The sequence below is a fragment of the Collinsella sp. AM38-1BH genome, assembly GCF_003467545.1.
In the GTDB taxonomy this organism is placed as follows: Bacteria; Actinomycetota; Coriobacteriia; order Coriobacteriales; family Coriobacteriaceae; genus Collinsella.
Window position 1 is genome coordinate 1 of the sequence record NZ_QSHC01000013.1, and the last position, 21,086, is coordinate 21,086.

At 59.2% G+C, this 21,086-nt stretch carries 20 protein-coding genes; 8 read left to right on the forward strand and 12 right to left on the reverse strand.

Annotation, left to right across the window (positions count from 1 at the left end; all coding sequences use genetic code 11):
- The first annotated feature begins 683 nt into the window (after positions 1-683).
- From DW870_RS06560 to DW870_RS06570, 3 genes are all read left to right on the forward strand, one after another.
- On the forward strand, positions 684-1,574 hold the full coding sequence (locus tag DW870_RS06560; protein WP_117840051.1) for a hypothetical protein: 891 nt from the start codon (positions 684-686) through the stop codon (positions 1,572-1,574).
- Positions 1,575-1,637: 63 nt separating this feature from the next.
- Positions 1,638-2,255, forward strand: coding sequence for an ATP-dependent Clp protease proteolytic subunit (locus DW870_RS06565; protein WP_022094432.1), 618 nt, complete (start codon positions 1,638-1,640; stop codon positions 2,253-2,255).
- Positions 2,248-3,552 (forward strand): VirD4-like conjugal transfer protein, CD1115 family, encoded by a 1,305-nt coding sequence (locus tag DW870_RS06570; RefSeq protein ID WP_117840050.1) that lies wholly within the window; start codon positions 2,248-2,250, stop codon positions 3,550-3,552. Before DW870_RS06565 ends, DW870_RS06570 begins: the two co-directional genes overlap by 8 nt.
- 141 nt (positions 3,553-3,693) lie before the next feature.
- On the opposite strand, the gene pgi is transcribed toward DW870_RS06570, so the two are convergent.
- Together pgi and DW870_RS06580 are read right to left on the reverse strand one after the other, a co-directional pair.
- Entirely contained in the window at positions 3,694-5,388 is a 1,695-nt protein-coding gene (pgi, locus tag DW870_RS06575; protein WP_117840049.1) for a glucose-6-phosphate isomerase, read from the reverse strand.
- Positions 5,389-5,587: 199 nt separating this feature from the next.
- Positions 5,588-6,112 (reverse strand): iron-containing alcohol dehydrogenase, encoded by a 525-nt coding sequence (locus DW870_RS06580; protein WP_158558624.1) that lies wholly within the window; start codon positions 6,110-6,112, stop codon positions 5,588-5,590.
- 237 nt (positions 6,113-6,349) lie between these two features.
- On the opposite strand from DW870_RS06580, the gene DW870_RS06585 reads away from it, so the two are divergent.
- Positions 6,350-7,855, forward strand: coding sequence for a DNA repair protein (locus DW870_RS06585; RefSeq protein ID WP_117840048.1), 1,506 nt, complete (start codon positions 6,350-6,352; stop codon positions 7,853-7,855).
- Complete coding sequence (locus DW870_RS06590) at positions 7,848-8,273, forward strand: hypothetical protein (protein WP_231500777.1); 426 nt, start codon at positions 7,848-7,850, stop codon at positions 8,271-8,273. The genes DW870_RS06585 and DW870_RS06590 overlap by 8 nt, the downstream gene beginning before the upstream one ends.
- A gap of 26 nt (positions 8,274-8,299) precedes the next feature.
- Here DW870_RS06590 and DW870_RS06595 read toward each other — a convergent pair whose 3' ends face one another.
- On the reverse strand, positions 8,300-8,683 hold the full coding sequence (locus DW870_RS06595) for a heavy-metal-associated domain-containing protein (protein ID WP_197032789.1): 384 nt from the start codon (positions 8,681-8,683) through the stop codon (positions 8,300-8,302).
- A 175-nt stretch (positions 8,684-8,858) separates the two neighbouring features.
- Between DW870_RS06595 and DW870_RS06600 the strand changes: the two genes are divergently transcribed.
- Positions 8,859-9,563: a DUF3793 family protein gene (locus DW870_RS06600; RefSeq protein WP_158557025.1), complete on the forward strand. Its 705-nt coding sequence runs from the start codon at positions 8,859-8,861 to the stop codon at positions 9,561-9,563.
- Between the two features lie 46 nt (positions 9,564-9,609).
- Positions 9,610-10,029: a flavodoxin gene (locus tag DW870_RS06605; RefSeq protein WP_117840045.1), complete on the forward strand. Its 420-nt coding sequence runs from the start codon at positions 9,610-9,612 to the stop codon at positions 10,027-10,029.
- A 117-nt stretch (positions 10,030-10,146) separates the two neighbouring features.
- On the opposite strand, the gene DW870_RS06610 is transcribed toward DW870_RS06605, so the two are convergent.
- The 6 genes from DW870_RS06610 to DW870_RS06635 all read right to left on the reverse strand — a co-directional run bounded on the left by DW870_RS06610 (position 10,147) and on the right by DW870_RS06635 (position 16,733).
- Positions 10,147-10,899 (reverse strand): amino acid ABC transporter ATP-binding protein, encoded by a 753-nt coding sequence (locus DW870_RS06610; RefSeq protein ID WP_006234381.1) that lies wholly within the window; start codon positions 10,897-10,899, stop codon positions 10,147-10,149.
- Positions 10,900-10,911: 12 nt separating this feature from the next.
- A complete protein-coding gene (locus DW870_RS06615) occupies positions 10,912-12,273 on the reverse strand; it encodes an ABC transporter permease subunit (RefSeq protein WP_233547401.1) in 1,362 nt (453 codons plus the stop codon).
- A gap of 118 nt (positions 12,274-12,391) precedes the next feature.
- Positions 12,392-13,252, reverse strand: coding sequence for an ABC transporter substrate-binding protein (locus tag DW870_RS06620; protein ID WP_117848786.1), 861 nt, complete (start codon positions 13,250-13,252; stop codon positions 12,392-12,394).
- A gap of 147 nt (positions 13,253-13,399) precedes the next feature.
- Positions 13,400-14,266: a deoxyribonuclease IV gene (locus DW870_RS06625; RefSeq protein WP_117848784.1), complete on the reverse strand. Its 867-nt coding sequence runs from the start codon at positions 14,264-14,266 to the stop codon at positions 13,400-13,402.
- Between the two features lie 166 nt (positions 14,267-14,432).
- On the reverse strand, positions 14,433-15,452 hold the full coding sequence (locus tag DW870_RS06630) for a Gfo/Idh/MocA family protein (protein ID WP_226790583.1): 1,020 nt from the start codon (positions 15,450-15,452) through the stop codon (positions 14,433-14,435).
- A gap of 90 nt (positions 15,453-15,542) precedes the next feature.
- Positions 15,543-16,733, reverse strand: coding sequence for an aldo/keto reductase (locus DW870_RS06635; protein ID WP_117848780.1), 1,191 nt, complete (start codon positions 16,731-16,733; stop codon positions 15,543-15,545).
- Between the two features lie 480 nt (positions 16,734-17,213).
- Here DW870_RS06635 and DW870_RS06645 point away from each other — a divergent pair, with 480 nt between their 5' ends.
- Positions 17,214-18,128 (forward strand): ketopantoate reductase family protein, encoded by a 915-nt coding sequence (locus DW870_RS06645; protein WP_226790585.1) that lies wholly within the window; start codon positions 17,214-17,216, stop codon positions 18,126-18,128.
- 109 nt (positions 18,129-18,237) lie between these two features.
- Here the strand turns inward: DW870_RS06645 and DW870_RS06650 are convergent, their stop codons facing one another.
- The 3 genes from DW870_RS06650 to DW870_RS06660 form a co-directional block, all read right to left on the reverse strand.
- A complete protein-coding gene (locus DW870_RS06650) occupies positions 18,238-18,444 on the reverse strand; it encodes a hypothetical protein (protein WP_117848774.1) in 207 nt (68 codons plus the stop codon).
- A gap of 186 nt (positions 18,445-18,630) precedes the next feature.
- Entirely contained in the window at positions 18,631-19,404 is a 774-nt protein-coding gene (locus DW870_RS06655; RefSeq protein WP_117848772.1) for a hypothetical protein, read from the reverse strand.
- Positions 19,405-19,716: 312 nt separating this feature from the next.
- Positions 19,717-21,027 (reverse strand): O-acetylhomoserine aminocarboxypropyltransferase/cysteine synthase family protein, encoded by a 1,311-nt coding sequence (locus tag DW870_RS06660; RefSeq protein ID WP_117848770.1) that lies wholly within the window; start codon positions 21,025-21,027, stop codon positions 19,717-19,719.
- Between the last annotated feature and the right edge of the window lie 59 nt (positions 21,028-21,086).

Here is a 21,086-nt window from a genome sequence, read left to right on the forward strand (position 1 = left end):
TGCAAGCGGTCGGCGGGGCCATTGTGGCTCTTGACAGCGGATTGGGTCATATGAGCGAATGGCACCGCACGCGGATGCCGACAGCAAGACATCCCCCCTCAATACACCCTCATGCCCATTTAAATAGCAAGGGGCCCGTATCTGTTGGGATACGGGCCCCTTTCGGCCGTGACCTATCTCAGCAACAAAGACTACTTGCAGTGAGCGCGGTAGAACTCGATCGCACTATCTTATCCGAGCCGGGGCACGTTCGCACAGCGCACGTATGACGGTTGCAAAACCACCCCATTTGAAACAAAGGCAAAAAAGTACTTGCAAAGACGCGTTCCGACATATAAGTTGATATAAGACCGCCGTTGCGGTTTTAAGTAGATCGAGCATATGAAGTTTGAGTTTTAGCGTGTAAGAGAAGGAAGATCGGCAAAGTACAACCCCAAACGTAATGACAACTTAATGAGGTAACTGCCACATGTGAGGCACCTAGGGCATTGCTGTCTCGATTTTGAGCACGATGTCTTCCGCCTTGCATGGGCCGTTCCATCCCGCCCCTGCAGCAACTGTCTCACGGGCTCATTGAAAACCGCATAGCACCCCAACGTCAGCACATCACCCACGGCAAGCACATCACTCACGACAACCAACACATCAACAAACAGCACGAACATCAACCGATTGGAGAAGCTATGACAAACCACCACGCTGAAGACGGCGATAAGAAAAGCATTCTGGATGCCCGCATTGAGCGAGCATATGCAAACGAATATGACGCCGCCTTTGCCGCCGCGACCATCAAGAACTACGCGTCGCTACCGCTCGCGACGATCTTGGCCGACCACCCTCAACTGCTGAAGCGCTGCACAAAGATCATGGGCGACCCCGACATTCGCAAGCTGACAGACCCCTATGCCCCAAAACGCGACAACGATTCGTACGTTCTTACCGTAGGCTGCCTAGCCCATATGCTTACGGCACTCGACACGAAACTCAAGCTCGAATGGAAACCCGACGAGCGTCATGAACTCGAAAGCAAGCGGAACACCCTGCACACCGCACTGTTCCTTCCGTTGGACGGCCTCAAGCGCTGCAACGTCGAGCTCAATACACAGGCGCGGCAAAAGTCCGGGACCACGGGGCAGAAAACTCCAAGACCCCATGCGGCCATCGTCGACCGCAACCGATATAACCGCGTGACCGCGCACTTTTCTGCCGAGGGAGCAACCATAAGGACGCTGATCGACCTGCTGTGCCTCCTGAGCATCAACGAGCTATTTGAGGGCTATCTCGCCCTTGTTCCCGCGACGGCACCCAAGTCGGTAGCAAAGATCATCGAGACCTGCAGACGCCAGTTTGAGCGCCATCGCAATGGCAGCGAGATGAACGCCAGCATCGCCCAGTACTACGCGGCTCATTACAAAAATGACGGATGTGCCCCTGTCGAGCATCAGCTGCGGCTCGCCTACACCACGCCCGCCGCAACGCTCCATCGCTTTGGAGCCCTTGGCGCTTGCGAGCCGCACGAACAGGCAGTCTGCCCCACAACCGAGCTCGATCTGAGGCTCAGACGAACCCTGTAGCCCGCCAGCCCCTCCGCGGGCAACAATCCTATTCCACAACACAACCAACAGAAAGGAGTCCTCATGGACACCAATCATTCCCCCATCATCAGCCCCCTCACCATGCGTGAATCCGCCCGAGGTATCACGCTCACCAGCATTTACGATGAGATGCTCGCCCGTCGCGAGCTCTCCGTCATGGGAAACATCGAAACCCCGATGGCCCACGACCTATGCCAGCAGATCCGCCTGCTCGATGCCACCGACCCCAGCCGCCCCATCACCATATTTGTCGCCAGCGCCGGCGGAAGCGTGCGATCGGGTCTTGCGATCTATGACGCCATGCGCCTCGCATCGTGCCCCATCCGCACCGTCTGCCTTGAATTCGCCGCATCCATGGGCGCCGTGATCTTTATGGGCGGCGACGATCGCCGTATGGCGCCCCATGCAGAGCTCATGATTCACGACCCGCTGATCCCCCAGGGGGCAGGCGGCTCGGCACTTGCGCTGCAGGAAACCAGCCGGCGTCTCATGCAGACCCGCAAGACCCTCACGCAAATCCTCTCGGACCGCAGCGGTCTCACGCCCAAGCGCATCCAGTCCCTCACTGCAAAAGACACCTACCTTTCGGCCGAGCGCGCCGTCGAGCTCGGCTTTGCCCACGAAATCCTCTCGACCACCAAGGAGGTCGCCCATGTCTAACCTCGCCAGCCGCCTCGCCGCATCTGAGTCCGCATCGTCCACCATCCTCGCCAAGGATCGAACGCTTTCCTGCGACACCCGCCAAACGGGACTCAACAACAACGCACTTGTGATCGGCCCCTCGGGAGCCGGCAAGACCCGAAACGTCCTCAAGCCCAACCTGCTGCAAATGAACGCAAGCTACATCGTGCTCGACACCAAAGGCACGCTCTGTCGCGAAGTGGGACCCGTGCTGGCAGCCCACGGTTACCGCGTGCAATGTCTCAACTTCGCCGACCTCAACACCGTCCCGGCCCCTGCGCCCGGCATCGAGCGCTGCGGCTACAACCCCCTGAGGCACATTCGCCGCAAGGCGGACGGCAGGCCCAACCAGCAGGACATCCTCTCGGTGGCAAAGGCCATCTGCCCCATCGAGGACAACAACCAGCCTTTTTGGGATCATGCGGCGGCAAACCTGCTGTCGTGTCTTATCGCCTACGTCACCGAACAGCTACCCGCCGACGAGCAGACGATCAGCTCGGTCATCAAGCTGATCGAGCACCTGCAGGACGGTGCCACGGGTCGATTGTTTGACGACCTGATCACGACCGACCCCCAAAGCTATGCCCTCTCGCTATGGCGGCGCTACGCCATTACGCAAAATGCCGAGCGCATGCACGCGAGCATCGTCGGCATCCTTGCCGAAAAGGTCATGTGTCTGGGATTCGACGGTGCGGCACAGCTCTATCGTGAGTGCCATCAGGTGGACTTCGCTTCCATGGGACACACCCCCTGCGCCCTGTTTGTAACCGTGAGCGATATTGACCGCAATCTCGATCCGCTGACCGGCCTCTTTATTTCGCAGGCGTTTATGGGCCTCATTCGTGAGGCCGATAGGCAGCCCGACGGCAGCCTGCCCGTGCCCGTGCGCTTTATGCTCGATGACTTCGCAAATCTGCAGATCCCCCAGATCGACAACGTGCTCTCGATTATCCGAAGCCGCAACATCTGGGCAACGCTGCTGCTGCAGTCGACCAACCAGCTCGATGCGCTCTATGGCGAGGCACGCGCACGCTCCATCATGGGCAACTGCGACACGCATCTGGTGCTGGCGTTCCAGGATCCCGAGAGTGCCCGGGTGTTTTCCGACCGCGCCGACGCGCTGCCCAGCACGCTCATGGCGACGCCGATTGATCGCTCGTGGCTCTTTGTACGCGGTCGCACTCCCGAACAGGTCGAGCGCTTTAGGCTCGAAGACCATCCGCTCTACGGGGAGCTGCCCGAGGCGCAGCGAGGCCATGCGGAGGCCGAGATCTAGGCGCAGGGTTCTCGCAGCGCGCGGCGCCCCGGCGATGTTCCACAAAGGCCGTGCGCCCCGGGACCACGGCAAAGCAAAGGGGCCCGCATCCGATAGGATACGGGCCCCTGACTATAAGACGCGATGCGTTAACAGCAGCGACTACTTGCGATGTGCGCGATAGAACTCGATGAGCGCCTGGGTCGAAGCGTCCTGCTCGGCCTTGGCGGTGTCGTCGTGGAAGGCCGGGGTGATCTGCTTGGCAAGCTGCTTGCCCAGCTCGACGCCCCACTGATCGTAGGAGTCGATGCCCCAGACCGTGCCCTCGACAAACGTGATGTGCTCGTACAGGGCGATGAGCTCGCCGAGTGCGAACGGGGTCAACGTGTCGCCAAAGATCGAGGTCGTCGGACGGTTGCCCTCAAAGCAGCGGGCCGGGACGATCTGCTCGGGCGTGCCCTCGGCGCGCACCTCATCGGCCGTCTTACCAAAGGCGAGCGCCTTGGTCTGGGCCAGGAAGTTGCCCAGGAACAGCTCGTGCACGTCCTGGCCGCTGTCGGTCGCAGGGTTGGCGGTATTGGCGAAGGCAATGAAATCGGCCGGAACCACCACGGTGCCCTGGTGCAGCAGCTGGTAGAAGGCGTGCTGACCGTTGGTGCCGGGCTCGCCCCAGAAGATCTCACCGGTGTCGGAGGTCACGGCGCTGCCGTCCCAGCGGACATGCTTGCCGTTGGACTCCATGGTGAGCTGCTGCAGGTAGGCCGGGAAACGATGCAGGTACTGGCAGTACGGCAGCACGGCGTGGCTCTTGGAACCGAAGAAGTTGACGTACCAGACGTTGAGCAGGCCCATCAGCGCAACGGCATTGTTCTCGAGCGGCGTGTTGCAGAAGTACTCGTCGATAGCGTGGAAGCCCTCGAGGAACTGCTGGAAGCGCTCGGGACCGAGCACGACGATCAGCGACAGGCCCACGGCGGAGTCGACGGAGTAGCGGCCGCCGACCCAGTTCCAGAAGCCGAAGGCGTTGGCGGGGTCGATACCGAAGGCCTCAACCTTCTCGAGTGCGGTGGAAACGGCGACGAAGTGCTTTGCCACGGCCTCGGCGTTCTGCTCATCGGAGCCGTCGATGGCGCCCTGGGCCTTGAGCTGCTCGAGCATCCAGGTCTTGACCTCGCGGGCGTTGGTGAGGGTCTCGAGCGTGGTGAAGGTCTTGGAGACGATAATCACGAGCGTGGTCTCGGGATCCAGGCCCTTAAGCTTCTCGGCCTGGTCGTTGGGGTCGATGTTGGAGATATAGCGGCAGTCGATACCGGCGTCGGCATAGGGACGCAGAGCCTCGTAGGCCATGACCGGGCCCAGATCGGAGCCGCCGATGCCGATGGACACCAGGTGCTCGATCTTCTTGCCGGTAACGCCCTTCCACTCACCGGAGCGCACGCGCTCGGCGAAGGCATACATGCGGTCGAGGACCTCGTGCACGTCGGCGACGACATCCTGGCCGTCGACGATGAGCTGGCCCCTCTCGGTTGCGGGGCGGCGAAGCGCGGTGTGCAGGACGGCGCGGTCCTCGGTGGTGTTAATGTGCTCGCCGGAGAACATGGCGTCGCGGCGCTCCTCGAGCTTCACCTCGCGGGCAAGATCGCACAGCAGCTTGACGGTCTCATCGGTCACCAGGTTCTTCGACAGATCGAAGTGCAGGTCACCGGCGTCAAAGCTCAGCTTGTTCACGCGCTCGGCATCGGCAGCGAACCAGGCCTTGAGGTCGATACCATCGGCCTCGAGCTTCTCCTGATGAGCCTCGAGTGCCTTCCAAGCGGCAGTCGACGTAGCATCGATAGGTGCGGCAACAGTTGCCATAGAGTCCTCCTCAGCATACGGGCGCACGCCTCCATGCGCCCGGACATTCAGATGCCACTATTCTAGCGCAGGTCAAGACTACAATCAGCGAGCGTTGCCAATCGGCCCCCAAACGGCAACCGATCAAAAAGGGACAGGCTTATTTTGGCAGGTCAAACGCTTTACCAACCAAAAATAACCCGTCCTTTTATGGCAAATATTAGGCCGCGGCGCAGACGCTACCGAGTAACTCACGCAGAGGAGACCCGATGCCCTCCAGCAGTTCGGGCGCGATAATGGCAAAAACGGGAACCTCGCCGGTGCCCACGACAGCAGGCACCTTGCCCTCCGAGACAATGCATCCATAAGGCACAAAGCCGTCTTCGCCGGCATCGAGCGCCGCCATGCGACGCGCGAGCTCGCGCGCAAAGCCGGCAGTATCGGCATCGCCAATCGCCAGGACAAAGTCCACGCCTTCGTCGGTCGCCAGGGCTACGGCCTCATCGACCAAATCGTCTCCCCCATCGCCCCCGACCAAGCCGCAGCGAAAAAGCACGCGTTCGAGCAGAGCTCGATCAAGCGAGCCGAGCGCCGCCGAGACGAGCTCATCGTGCGTATGTTTGTCACCGCCCAACACGACCAGCGCCTTGGTGCCACCGTAGTGAGCGACCAATCGTCCGCACCAGCGAGCCACGTCTCCATCCGCAACAAGGCGCGTCGGCATACCAAACCCATAATTGACCATCTTTTCCACAACCCTTCCGTGCGTATAGGCGGTATCAATCGTTAGGCTCATGCTACGAAGCGAGGTTTTCCGAGCTGTTTCGCACTCTTTAGAGCTGCGTTAAAACCCGATCCAACCGCACGACCATACCTACCAAAACAAACCAGTCCCTTTTTGACAGGTTTTGACGACGTCCGGACGAGCGGGTATTATCGAACAGGTATTCGATAAGAACATGTGTTTGATGAAAGGACACGGATGGCGCACGAGCAGCACACCTATATCTGCATCGACCTCAAGACGTTTTATGCCAGCGTCGAGTGCGTCGACCGTGGGCTCGATCCGCTCACCACCAACCTGGTCGTTGCCGACGAATCGCGCGGGCGCACGACCATCTGCCTCGCCATCACGCAGGCCATGAAGGACTTAGGGATTCACAATCGCTGCCGCCTATTCGAGGTTCCCGATGGCATCGACTACATCACGGCCGTACCGCGCATGCAGCACTATATGGAGGTGTCGGCGCAAATCTACGGCATCTATCTGGAATACGTAAGTCCGCAAGACATTCACGTCTATTCAATCGATGAATGCTTTATCGACGTGACGCCCTATCTGGACCTCTATCACACAGATGCGGAAGGGTTCGCCTGCACGCTGCGCGACGAGGTCCTCGCGCGCACCGGCATCACGGCGACGGTCGGCATCGGCCCCAACCTATTCCAGGCCAAGGTAGCGCTCGACATTACCGCCAAGCACGTACCCAGCCGCATCGGCATACTCGACGACGAGACCTTTCGCAAGGAGATCTGGCCCCATCGTCCCATCACCGATATCTGGGGCATCGGTCCCGGCGTGGCAGCCCGCCTCGAGAAATACGGCGTCTACGATCTGATGGGCGTCGCGGCGCTCGACGAAAACCTGCTTTACGACGAGCTCGGCGTCAATGCCGAATATCTCATCGACCATGCCTTCGGGCGCGAGCCGACAACCATCGCCGATATCCAAGCCTATCGCCCGCAAGCAACTTCGACCACCACAGGACAGGTGCTCTCGAAGGGTTATGCCTACGAACAGGCCTATACCGTCTTGCGCGAGATGGTCGACAACGCCGTTTTAGACTTGGTCGATAAGCACGTGGTCTGCGACAGCATCTCGCTCTTTGTGGGCTACGCGAGCGAACGCGCCGACATACGCCGCCTCGACGCCAGCGGTACAGCGCAGTATGTGGACGGATGCGGGCACCTGCGCTCGAGCACATCGAGTATCGAACCCACCGCAACCGCCGGCCCCGAGCTCGCGCCCCGTGCGCCCAAGCCCGTCCAGCGCGATGACGAACGGCGTCGCCTGGTGCGCGAAGCGCAGGCAATCGATGGCATCTTTGTGGGAGAGCATGGCGGCAAACCGCGCGGTGGCTATGCCGCACTCTTTGCGCACTCTAACGCCTCGCGAAAGCTGAGCGAGCGTACCAATTCGTTTAAGAAGATCATGGGCTATTTCGATGAGCTCTGGGCGCATACTGTCGATCCCAAACGACCAGTCAAGCGCATCAACCTGGGATTTGGCAACCTCATGCCCGAGGAATTTGCCACCATCGATCTGTTCAGCGATATCGAGGCCGATGAGCGCGAGCGCGACCTGGCGCACGCCGTCCTGGCCGTGAAAGGCAAGTACGGCAAGAACGCGCTCGTCAAGGGATTAAGCTTTACCGCCGGCGCCACCGCGCGCGAACGCAACGATCAGGTAGGAGGACATCGTGCCTAAGTCCCAACAACAGCCGATGCGGCCACCGACACCTTTTGAACGCCTAGCGGACCCCGAGGGAAGACGTCGCTCCGCCGACCCAAAGCTCACCGCCAACGGCACCGTCCGTGCCGGCCGTGCCGCGCAGTTTATGCCCTTTGCCGCCCTCACGGGATACTACGAGCTCGTGCGTAAACAAGAGATCACCGCCGAGCCAAAATGCGAACTCACAGAAGAAAAAGCCCTCGAACTTTCGAAAAAGCTCGAGGGCCTCAAGCGCGGCGACTTGGTTCGTGTCACCTATTACGATACATACGGCTATCGCAGCCGCACCGGCATCCTCGACGAGGCGCTCCCTGCTTTCAAACTCCTCAAGCTCAAAGATATCGCCATCGACTTCGACGACATCCAGGACATCGAGCTACGCGGACGAGCCTAGACAAGGACGCGCATCCAAGGCAAGGCCTACAGCGTCATGACGTAGTAACCCGCATCTCTCACGGCAGCCTCAAGGACACCGCGATCGATCCGCCGCTTGGAGCGCACGCGCGCTGTGTGGTCCGCATACGTCACCGTTGCCCACACGCCATCCAGCGCATTGAGGGCATTGGCTACGTTCTGAGCGCAGCCGTCACAGCTCATGCCGCCGATGAGCAGCTCATCGCTATAGGGATAGTGTGATGCATCGGTATCCACCACAACAACCTTTTTGGCCTTCTTACCGCTCGCGCCATCGCTGCAGCAGCTCTTTCCGTGTGTCGAAGCGACAATGCGACGCAGTCCAAAAAACATGCCGACGGCAATGACGGCCAACACGATGAGATTCGCAGGGTTGAGCAAGTCGCTCATGCGTTCCCCTTTCAAGTAGCACTATCTAGATACCCCCATGGGGTGTCCCCATCTTAACCCAAAATCGTGTCCGTTCGGTCAATTAGTTTCCCTCTTCAAACTTTTTTGTTGACCATGGCTTACTTTCGTGTATAAGTTTTCCTAGGCTAACAACTGAGGACCCGAAAGGGGCATCGTGACTCGAACCATTGACATCCCAACATACCAAACGGCTGTCGTGCGCAACTGCTCCCCTACGCTCGCAGGTATCAAGCCGGCTTCGCTCTTTACCTATCCCGGCGTTTACGCCAACCAAAACGGAAAACCCGGCGCCGACCATATCGAAGAGCGACGCTCTCGCCTGCTCTCCGTCATAACCCAATGCAACCGCGAGCTCCAGCCACTCGGGATCCATATGAGCGTTTTGGTCTGGCGCCCCTGCGGAGCGCTCATCTATGTGTACCGCCCTGCGGACCTCATGCGATACCTCTCCGACCCCCGTGCCACGACGGCGCTAGCCGCCGAAGGTTACGATATCCACAACCTGCCCGCATCCCTGGTGCATCTCGCCGCGCGCATCACGCTGGCAAGCAGCAATGCCGCAGAAAGCGCCTATGACGGCAGCGTCTGCGCACTCGCGCGAAATAGACACTGCGATACGGGGTGCATATGCGAGTTCCCCCACGAAATTGGCTATTTTTTGGGCTATCCCTACGAAGATGTCCATCAGTTTATCGTCCAGCACGGCGAAAACTATAAGGTCTTTGGCGCATGGAAGGTATACACAAACGTTGAGCAGGCGCTCACGACCTTCGATTCCTATCGCGCATGCACGCAATACCTTACCTACATCTATCAACAGGGCTGCACCCTGGGACAACTTGTCCAGGCAACCCGATAGAGCATACAAAACGCGGCCGCACGCCGCACAACCGAAAGGAAGACATATGAGCAAGATCGCCGTCGTCTACTGGAGCGGTACAGGCAACACCGAGGCCATGGCAAACCTCGTCGCCGAAGGCGCCACGTCCGCGGGCGCCGAGACTGAGGTCATCCCCTGCGCCGACTTCTCTGCCGACAAGGCCACCGAATATGATGCCTTCGCCTTCGGCTGCCCCGCCATGGGCTCCGAGGAACTCGAGTACGATGAGTTCCAGCCGATGTGGGACGAGGTCAAGGAGACTCTCGGCGACAAGAAGGTCGTCCTCTTTGGCTCCTATTCGTGGGCCGAGGGCGAGTGGATGGACAACTGGAAGGCCGACGCCGACGAGGCCGGCGTCAACGTCGTGGACTCCACCATCTGCTACGACGCGCCCGACGACGAGGGCGAGACCGCTTGCAAGGCCCTCGGAGCCGAGCTCGCATAACGAACCCAGGACCTCCAAAAGAGCCTGCATCAAAGCGCATCCCCATCCCTACAAAAGAGCGGGGGCTGGATTCAAGTCCAGCCCCCGCTCTTTAATAACGGCAGTTACATCAACCGGCTACGAGATATTGCCCAAAAACGCCTTGGTGCGTTCGCTCTTGGGGTGGTCGAAGACCTCGCTCGGCGTACCCTCTTCTACAATGACGCCTCCGTCCATAAAGACGACGCGGTCGGCGACATCGCGGGCAAAGCCCATCTCGTGCGTCACGACGATCATGGTCATACCGTCGTGCGCCAGGTCGCGCATGACGCCAAGGACGTCGCGGACAAGCTCGGGATCAAGCGCCGACGTGGCCTCATCAAAGAGCATCACATGCGGATTCATCGACAGGGCGCGGGCGATGGCAACGCGCTGCTGCTGGCCGCCCGAGAGTTGGCTCGGCATAAAGTCGATACGCTCGGCAAGACCGACCTTGGTCAGCTCCTCGACGGCAATCTTCTCGGCCTCTTCCTTGCTGCGCTTGAGTACCTTCTGCTGCGCGAGCATGACGTTCTTTTTGACTGACAGGTGCGGGAACAAATTGAACTGCTGGAACACCATACCCAGATGCGTACGTACCTTGTTAAGGTCGACGCCCTTGGCGCACACGTCCACGCCCTCAACGACAATCGAGCCGCTCGTGGGATGCTCCAGACGATTGATGCAGCGAAGCATCGTCGACTTGCCCGAGCCCGAGGGGCCCAAGACCACAACGACCTCACCCTTGTGAACATCCAGATCGATATCGCGCAGGACCACGTTGTCGCCAAAGGCCTTCTGGAGGTTCTTGATACTGACGACGACCTCGTTCGAGTTATTGGTTTCGCTCATGATAGGACCTCCTTACAGACCGGCGATGTGATCGGCAGGCGTCGCGACAACCTGTCCGGCGCTCTTGGCGGGACGCTTCTTCTTGGTCTCGGCCGTGACCAAAAGCCTCGCCTCAAGACCGCTCACCAAGCGAGCGAGCGGCAGGGTGATGACCAGATAGAACAGGGCGGCAACCACATACGGCGTGATGGAGCCCGTCGTGGCCACGATGGTACGGGCGTTCATGACGATCTCGACCACACCCACGGCCGCAAGCAGCGACGTATCCTTGTAAAGCAAGATAAACTCGCTGGTCAGCGTAGGCAAAACATTGCGGAACGTCTGCGGAATCATAACGTAGAGCAGTGTCTGGAAGGCATTCATGCCCAGAGAGCGAGCAGCCTCGTTTTGACCCTTGGGGATCGATTGAATACCGGCACGGAAGATCTCACACAGATAGGCAGACGAATTCATGGCCATGACGATGACGCCGAGCACATAGTCATCAACCTTGACGCCGGCCAACGGCAGACCGAAGAACGCGATATAGATCTGCAGGAACGCCGGCGTACCGCGAATGATATTCACGTAGATACCGGCAAGGCAGCGCAGGATGCGCGACTTGGAAATGCGCATGAGCGATAGGGCGAAACCGAAGGGAATTGCCAGCGGAAACGCCACAAGCACGATCGAGAGCGACATGAGGAAGCCCTTGAAGACGATCGGCAGGCTCTGGACCAAAATGACCGGGTTCAAGAACAGGCGCAGGAACATATTGGAGTTCCAGGCCTCGACCCACGGCTGCTCCTTAAGATCGGCCAGGAAGTTATCGAAGGCCGTCACGCCCTTGATCTCCACCGACGGAATCTTGGAGATCTTCTTGGTCGACCCGTCAGCGAGCGTATAGGTGCCGCTAAAGACCTCATCGCCGCCCTCGACGGGAAACGTCACACCATAAACCTCGACACGGAAAAAGCCGCCGGCAGGCGCCGTCTCGCCAAAGTCGATCTTGAGCGTCTGACCATCAGCCGTGCACGTGGGTTTCATGGGCGTACGATCCATGAGGTCCTCGCCCGAGAGCATCGTCAATCGCGTGTCATCGGTACCAAATGTCGTGCCGTCGACAAACGTCAAAGAAAGACCGCTCAGCTCCTCGTCGGCATCGGCCTGAACTTCCCAAGTGATGCGCGTCTCGGTGCCGCCGACCACATCGCTACCCGAACCGGTATTGGGTCGGGCGGTAATCTTTGCGGTCTCAAGCGCCTGGGCGGTCGTGGGCACGCAGGCCCCCGCGCATACCAGGGCGAGCGCCACAGCCAGGGCACAGGCCAGCTTTTGGAGCATCGAGGGCAGTGGAAAACGCTGCTCCGCGGCCCCTTTGTTCAGTCGAGACAAGGTGGCTCCTATCGTAGAAGTTGCCGGCAAAACGAGACGGAAAAGCTCTCCGTCAAGAGAAGCGCAAAGGCCCTCTCCGCCAAAACGGAAAGGGCCCGCGCGCAATCAAGTAGTTATTTTACTTGATGTTGTACTTAGCCATGAGGGCGTCGACGGTACCGTCGTCGGTCAGGTCCTTGATGGCCTGGTTGATGTCATCCTTGAGCTTGGTGTTGCCCTGGTTGATGGCAATGGCGTACTCCTCGCCGGTGCTAATCTGCTTGATGGTCTGGCAGGTGTTGAACTGCTCGGCGGTCAGCTGGCTGGCAACGGAGCGGTTGGTGACTACAGCGTCGCCCTTATCGGACTGCAGAGCGCTAAAGCACTCGGTAGCGTCCTTGTAGGGGACAATCTTGGCCTTGGGGAAGTTCTCCTGGGCAAAGGCCTCGGCGGTCGAGCCAGACTGGACGATGATGGTAGCGTCAGCGTTGTTGAGCTTCTCGCTGTAGTTGTCGGCCGTGATGTCGGTGCTATCGACCTTGGTCACAATAGCCTGATCGTCCATGTAGTAGGAATCAGAGAAAGTGACTTCCTTCTCACGTTCGGGCGTGTCGGTGATAGCCGCAATGGAAACGTCATACTTGGCGCCCGAAGCGACACCCGGAACCAGCGTGTCAAAGTCATTGTTGACATACTCGACATCCAGGCCCAGCTTGTCGCCGATGGCCTTGATGAGCTCAAGGTCAAAGCCCTGATAATCGCCGTTGTCATCCTTGTACTCAAACGGAGCGTACTCGGCAGAGGTGCCGACGGTCAGCGTACCATCCTTGACGAGCGCGTACTCCTTGGAGCCGTCGACCTTCTCGACCTTAGCGTCGTCAGAGCTGCTGGAACCGGCATCAGAACCAGAGGTGGCGTTGGACGAGCCGCAGCCCGTCAGTGCGAGGGCGAGCGCCATGGCACCCGTGGCGGCAAATGCGCCAAGCTTCTTGAGCTTCATAATCAGTCTCCTTCCGGTGACCTCGTTTGATTCAGAGGCCTGCAAAAACTGTTGGCTATTATGCACCTGGAATTACGAATCTGCAATGAGAAAACTGATTGAAACAAACCCATAACGTGAATGGAATACTCTACTTTGTGACAGTCATTACTGCTGCAATGACCTTAATAATCTAATTTCAGCTGCATAACCTGCAAGTTCGTTCGGAGTCTCCAAAATAAACGGCAGCGAACACAAACGGCCATTCGATACAATATTCTGCATAACCTGCATACCGCCACCAAATTCCTCGCTGCCAAGGTATCCCTTGCCGATGCACTCGTGACGATCTTTATGGGCGCCACAAGGGTTCTTCGAATCGTTGATGTGTACGGCATGCAAGCGATCGATACCCACCACGCGGTCAAACTCGTCGAGTACGCCGTCCAGATCATGGATGATGTCGTAGCCGGCATCGCTCACATGGCAGGTGTCCAAACAAACGCCCAGCTTATCGGACAGCTCTGGGCACTTGGCGGCAACGCCCTCGATAATGCACGCCAGTTCTTCAAAGCTACGGCCCACCTCGGTGCCCTTGCCTGCCATGGTCTCAAGCAATACCGTCGTCTGCTGTCCCTCAAACATCACCTGGCACAGCGTGTCGACAATCATCTGAATGCCGACGTCTGCCCCCTGTCCCACATGCGCACCGGGATGAAAATTGTAGTAGTTGCCGGGCAGCGCTTCCATGCGCTGCAGATCCTCGGCCATGGCCTCCAGGGCAAACTCGCGCGCCCGCTCCTTAGCGGAGCAGGGGTTATAGGTATACGGGGCATGAGCCACGAGCGGGCCAAAGTCGTTTTGCTCCATAAGCTCGCGCAGGGCCGCCACGTCATCCATGTCAAGGTCTTTTGCCTTGCCACCGCGCGGGTTGCGCGTAAAGAACGCAAAGGTATTGGCGCCAATGGACAACGCCGTCTCCCCCATCGCCCGATAGCCCTTCGTCGTCGAAAGATGGCACCCGATCGTCAGCATCTCCAACTCCCCCTCATCAGTTGCGGTGAAATACGGTCTATTGGTGCCTTATTTTGGCGCAAACAGACCGTATTCCACCGCAAGTTATAAAAGGGGCATCAGAGATGTGGGCCGCCAGGCACCACGGGCGCCGGCGTCATGATCCCCTACGCGTCAGCGCCAAGTCCTAGAGGGCTAGACGGATTGCATCGATGATGTGCGCGCAGCGCTGCGTGGCGGCTAGGGACATGATGGGGCTTTCGAGTTTCCCCGCCTGAATGAGCTGCGTCGCATGCTGGATTTCGCCGTAGAAATCATCGACCTCAAACGGGGCATTTATTTCGAGCGTTCGCCCGTCGGAGTACTTCACATGGGCGAGCTCGGGGCGATGGAGACGCTCGATTTCCAACGAACCCCGCTCACAGGCAATCGTTAAGCGGCTTTCATATGTTGCTTTGCCGTCGCACACCATATGAATGGGTATACCGCCGACGCTCATATGGATCTCGTCGGCCCAATCGACGCGACCGCCCGATACGTCACGCCAGCGAACTTCACGGGACGAAACCTCGCACGCGCCCGCGAGCAAATCCTCAAACCAACCAACCGCATAGCAGCCCATGTCATATAGACAGCCGCCCTGCAACGGATCAAGCAGATAGCCCGAAGGAGACTCGCCGTAATCGAGCTTTTGCACGCTTTCAATCGAGACAATACGGCCAAGCTCACCCGACGCAAGCAAGTCCTTCACGCGAGTGCGCATCGGGCAAAACCGATTCTTCATCGCCTCCATAAACAGCACGCCGCGCTCGCGAGAGATGGAGGCAATCGAGAGAGCCTCTTCCTCACTCAAAACGGCCGGCTTTTCGCACAGCACGGCCTTTCCGGCGCGCAGCGCGCGACAGGCCCAACGCGTATGCATGCCATGCGGAAGAGCCAAGTAGATTGCGTCGACATCGGGGTCGGCAATCAGCGCGCCATAAGCCGCGTCGCCGTTATTGTCGACCGAGGCATGGCCATGCGCAGCATCGATCGAAAACGCTCGGCAAAATTCCTCGACATGTGCAGGAGTGCGGCCGGCCGCAGCCACAAGCCGTGCCCCGTCCACCTCCTTGAGCGACGATGCAAATCGATGCGAAATGTGCCCGGCGCCCAAAACGCCCCAACGAACCTCACGCAAATCATCACATGAATCTCGATGACCCACGACAGCCCCCTTCAGTTGCGGTGAAATAGTTCCTGTTTGGCCCCTATTCTGCCGCAAACAGGAACTATTCCACCGCAAGTTATAAAAGGGTCATGAGGAGCGCGTTTTGCCGAAGGCCTTAAGCACCGCCGTCACGGGACCAGGCTGGAAACGTCGGCGCACATCGTCGAGACGCTCGGGAATATCGATGTGCTGCGGGCAGTGCCGCGCGCATTTGCCGCATTTGACGCAATTGCTCACCAACTTGGGCTCGCTTGTGCGCACCGCGCTCGCCGTAAAGTATTGAGACAGCCCCGTAAACCAGCTGTGCGCATAGCTTGCGTTGTAGGCGGCAAAACATCCAGGGATATTGATGCCTTTAGGGCACGGCATGCAATAGCCGCATCCCGTGCAGGGCACACGGTTCGATTTCTCAAACTCCATCAACACGCGCGCAATCGTGTCGAGCTGGTTGGCCGTCATCGAATTCGGCAACGCGAGGTCTGCCAGTGACGAATTCTCGTCCACCTGCGCGGTATCGGTCATACCCGAAAGCAACATGGTCACCTGGGGATGATTCCACACCCACGAGAGCCCCCAAGCGGCAGGCATATGCAAATGCCGATCGCATGCACCATCGAGAACAGCGCGCGCCCGCGGAGGCAATTTGCCTGCCAAGCGTCCGCCCAAAAGCGGCTCCATCACAAACACCGCGAGACCTCGCTCGGCGGCGGCCATGAGCCCCGCCGTTCCCGCCTGATATCGTTCTCCAGCGTAGTTGTACTGGATCTGGCAAAAGTCCCACTCATACGCATCGAGCATCGTAAGGAAGTCCGCCGCGCTGCCGTGGTACGAAAAGCCTATCTGACGAATACGCCCTGCAGCCTTTTGCTGCGCGATCCAGTCCTCGATGCCCAACGCCACCACACGTTCCCACTGGGCGGGCGAGGTAATGTTGTGCATGAGGTAATAGTCGATATGGTCAGTCCGTAGGCGGCGCAGTTGCTCGTCGAAGAACCGGTCGAAATCCTCCGCGCATTTGCACGAAGCATGCGGCAGCTTGGTTGCGAGCAAAACCTGGTCGCGCAAGCCCAGGCGCTCAAGCGACGCACCCACGCACGCCTCGTTGCCGGGATAGAGATAGGCCGTGTCCAGGTAGTTAATCCCCTGCTCCACCGCACGGGAAATGATGGCATCGGCTGTCTTCGCATCCGGACGTCCCGGCGCACCGGGAAACCTCATGCAGCCCAGACCCAGAGCGGATATTCGGTTACCACTTTTAGGGTCAACGCGGTATTGCACGGCCCCTCCCCTCCCATCGAAGCCCTGACAAGGCGAAACAAACCCGTCACGTCATCGAAACACATCGGAATCGCAATTGAGAACGTATCGTAACGCAGCAGAAATCGAGCCGTCACGGCACCGCTTTAACATCAGCAAAAAGCCCGATGAAAGGAGCCGGGCATCACCACGTGCGAGGACGCCTACCCCTACCCCGGCGAGCAATACATCCTCTCGGTCGACCGCCATCAGATCGAAGTCATGGACCATCTGGACGAGCTTCCCGCCACAGGCGCCGTCATCTTCTGCACCTTCCCCAAGGTCCGCGATGGCGTCGGATACCCCGCCCGCGTCTTTGCGGTCTGCCCCGCGGCATAAGCGCACAGCGCAATAGTTTCTTTTTCATAACAGCCGCCCCGCGCACCCACCAATCACCCTGGCAGCATACAATCCATCAGGCGCCCCTTACGCGGGCGCCTTTTACATGGGGAGATGATTCACATGCAGATCAACAAGGTCGCCTTTATCGGCAAGGGCGGCGTCGGCCTGCTCTACGGCAGCATGATTGCCAAGGCCCTCGGCAATGACGCCGTCGAATACGTTATGGATGACACCCGTTTTGAGCGTCACGCGAACGACGCGCTCACCGTCAACGGCAAGCCCTGCGATCTCACGTCCGTCCGTGCCAGCGAGGCGACGCCCGCCGATCTGGTCATCCTGACAGTCAAGACCACCGGTCTCGACCAAGCACTCAAGACTATGGAGCGCGTCGTGGGACCCAACACGCTCATCGCCTCGCTGTGCAACGGCATTACGAGCGAGCAAAAGATTGCCGAACGCTTTGGCTGGGAGCATACCGTTCTTGGTATCTGCCAGGGCATGGACGCCGTGTTTCTCAACGGCGCGCTCACCTTTACCAATGCGGGCGAAATCCGCTTTGGCGCGGCGGCCGGCACGAACCCCGCAACCATCACCGCAATCGACGAGCTCTATACGCGCTGCGGCATCGCCCATACCGTCGAGGACGACATCGCCCACCGCATGTGGGCCAAACTCATGCTCAACGACGGCATCAACCAGACCTGCATGGCCTACGGCGGGACCTACGGAAGCGCCACGGAGCCGGGCTCCGAGCAGCGTCGCTGCTTTGTTTCCGCCATGCGCGAAACGCTTGCGGTCGCCAACGCCGAGGGCGTTGAACTGACCGAGGCAGACCTGACGCAAATGGTGCACCTCATCGAGGGAATCGACCCCGCCGGTATGCCCTCGATGGCTCAAGACCGCATCGCAAGGCGCAAAACCGAGGTTGATGAGTTCGCGGGCACCATCTGCCGCCTCGCAGCCAAACACGATATCCAGGCACCGCAAAACGAGTGGCTCTATCGGCGCATCCGCGATATCGAGAAAAGCTGGTAGCGCCGACGCGCCGCATTCAACAGCCTTAACAGCAAAACCGCCGCAAGGGAACCTTTCCCCTGCGGCGGCCTTCATCTTCGTCTATGACCGGCGGCCGATCTCACAACAGTTAGCGTTGCGACCCCGGCACCTCGTCCTCATCGTCGCGGCAAAGAACCACGCCTGCGCTTCCCAGCAGCGTGGCCGCGATCAGCGCGCCGACCACGATAGGAGCAGCCCCGCATGTCCCCTGCATGTCCGCGACGAGCGCGGCCGTGGGACCAAGGCAGCCAAGCATCAACGCGACGGCGGCAACGGCAATATCTCGAGCATTCACAAGACCACTTCCTCCAAGAGAAAGACCTTATTTCTCAAGAACCAGTGTGCCCCGCATCCATACGCCCAGCGTACCGCCACGGTAAGGGCTCTGTTAACTCAAACGCATACATAGAACGGACGTCCTTACGTTGCCCTAAAGCTCGGTAAAGACGCCCGTCCGCCAAATATCCGTGATGCAGAAAAATTACCAACCGGTGTAGTAATCGGTGGTTCCGGCAGCGCAGCCGGAGTCATAGACCTTGCAATCACCCTTGGAGCCCGTAAAGGTCGAGCCCTGGGCCATATCGCCCGCGGCAACAACGTAATAGCCGTCGGAATCGCGCCAGAAGCCCTCAGAATCCTGAGTCCATTCGCCCGTGCGATAGTGATAAAGCACATTGCTGCTGTAATAGGTCTCGCGGCGCCCGTTGTAGTTATTGACACCCGCAGAGCGCGTCAGGCCCGATCCGTTCGCGTAGGACGCGGCAGACGCGTAAGACGGAGTGTAACCGGCGTTGTAGTACGAAGCCTGGGCGGCCTCGGCAGCCTCCGCCTCGGCGGCAGCCTCGAGCGCTTCGCGCTTGGCATCCTCAAGCGCAGCGCGCAGCTCATCGAGCTCGGTCGACTTGGCGTCGACCTCCCCCATCGTCAACAGGCTACCCGCACCGTCGATGCAACCCTGCAGCACAGCACGCTCGTCATCGGTAGCATAGTCGCCATACATATTCATAATGATCTGAGCGCGCATCTCAAGGGAATCGCGCTTGGCCTCCATCGAGGCGTTCCACTCCTGCATGGAACCATAACCATCGCCGCGATAGTCAACGGGCTGCACCAGCGTCGCCTCGGACGGCGTAGGTCCAACCGTATCGGATAGTGTTGCCGCGTGGGCATCGGTTGCACCGGCGCCCGCCAAAAGTGCCACGGTCAGAGCGGCGGAAAGGGCGGCGGCTTTCGGTTTTCGTGAATCGATCCTCATGTAGCTAGAAACCTCCGTAGTGCGTTTTTGCTGCGTTTGAGCTGCGTGTGATTCGATCGCGCTGCATAGTACCCCGAGCAAATCGCGACCTGCGGTTTTACTCAAAAGGCGCACGTCAATTGCGTAAAACTCACATCCTCTTAACAGGAGTTTTCCACATCTCGATTGCATAAAGCATGCCAAAAACCCTGTTTTTGCACCCGCTCTATGCAAAAAAGGCGCCTGTGCAACCATTGTTCGCACAGGCGCCTTGAGCAGGCATTTTATGCAGTTATACCTATCGAGTCGCAAGGGGTCCTTGCACAAGTCGCCTTACTCGTCCAGCGCGGCGAAGGCCTGCTTCAGATCCCAAATGATATCCTCGGCGTTCTCGGTACCGATGGAAAGACGGATCGTGGAGGGCGTGATGTTCTGCTCGGCGAGCTCCTCGGCAGAGAGCTGGGAGTGCGTAGTGGTAGCCGGGTGCACGACGAGCGACTTGACGTCGGCCACGTTGGCGAGCAGCGAGAAGACCTGCAGATGGTCGATGAACTTCCAAGCTGCCTCCTGGCCACCCTTAATCTCAAAGGTAAAGATCGAGGCACCGCCGTTGGGGAAGTACTTCTGATAGAGCTCGTGATCGGGGTGCTCAGACAGGCTCGGGTGGTTCACCTTGGCGACATGGCTATCACCAGCCAGGAACTCAACGACCTTCTTGGTGTTCTCGACATGACGGTCAACGCGCAGCGACAGAGTCTCGGTGCCCTGGAGCAGGATCCAAGCGTTGAACGGGCTGATGCAGGCGCCCTCGTCACGCAGCAGGATGGCGCGGACATAGGTTGCGAAGGCGGCGGGACCGGCAGCCTCGGCAAACGAGACGCCATGGTAGGAGGGGTTGGGCTCGGCGATCTGCTCATACTTGCCGCTCGCCTTCCAATCGAAGTTACCGCCGTCGACGATCACACCGCCCAGCGAGGTGCCGTGGCCGCCGATGAACTTGGTTGCGGAGTGGACGACGATGTTGGCACCATGCTCCAGCGGACGGAACAGATACGGGGTGCCGAAGGTGTTGTCGACGACAACCGGTAAACCGTGCTTCTTGGCGATCTCGGAGATGGCGTCGATATTGGGGATGTCAGAATTGGGGTTGCCGAGCGTCTCGAGGTAGATGACCGTGGTGTTGTCCTTGATGGCGCCCTCGACCTCGTCCAGGTTATGAGCGTCGACAAACGTGGTCTCGACGCCAAACTGGGAGAGCGTATGCTCCAGCAGGTTGTAGGAGCCACCGTAGATGGTCTTCTGGGCAACCACATGGTCACCGGCCTGAGCAAGAGCCTGCAGGGTATAGGTGATGGCAGCAGCACCGGAGGCGACGGCGAGACCTGCCACGCCACCCTCGAGTGCGGCGATACGGTCCTCGAAGACGCCCTGGGTGGAGTTGGTCAGACGGCCGTAGATGTTACCAGCATCGGCAAGACCAAAGCGGTCGGCGGCGTGCTGGGAGTTGCGGAACACATAGCTCGTGGTCTGGTAGATAGGCACGGCGCGGGAGTCGGATGCGGGATCGGCGCTCTCCTGGCCAACGTGAAGCTGCAGGGTATCGAAACCAAAGGTGTGCTCGGGGTTGTTGATGAACTGGCTCATGATGATCTCCTTGATCGAACAAAAGTAAACAAATTAGAGAGAAGTAAGTCGCTGTCTCC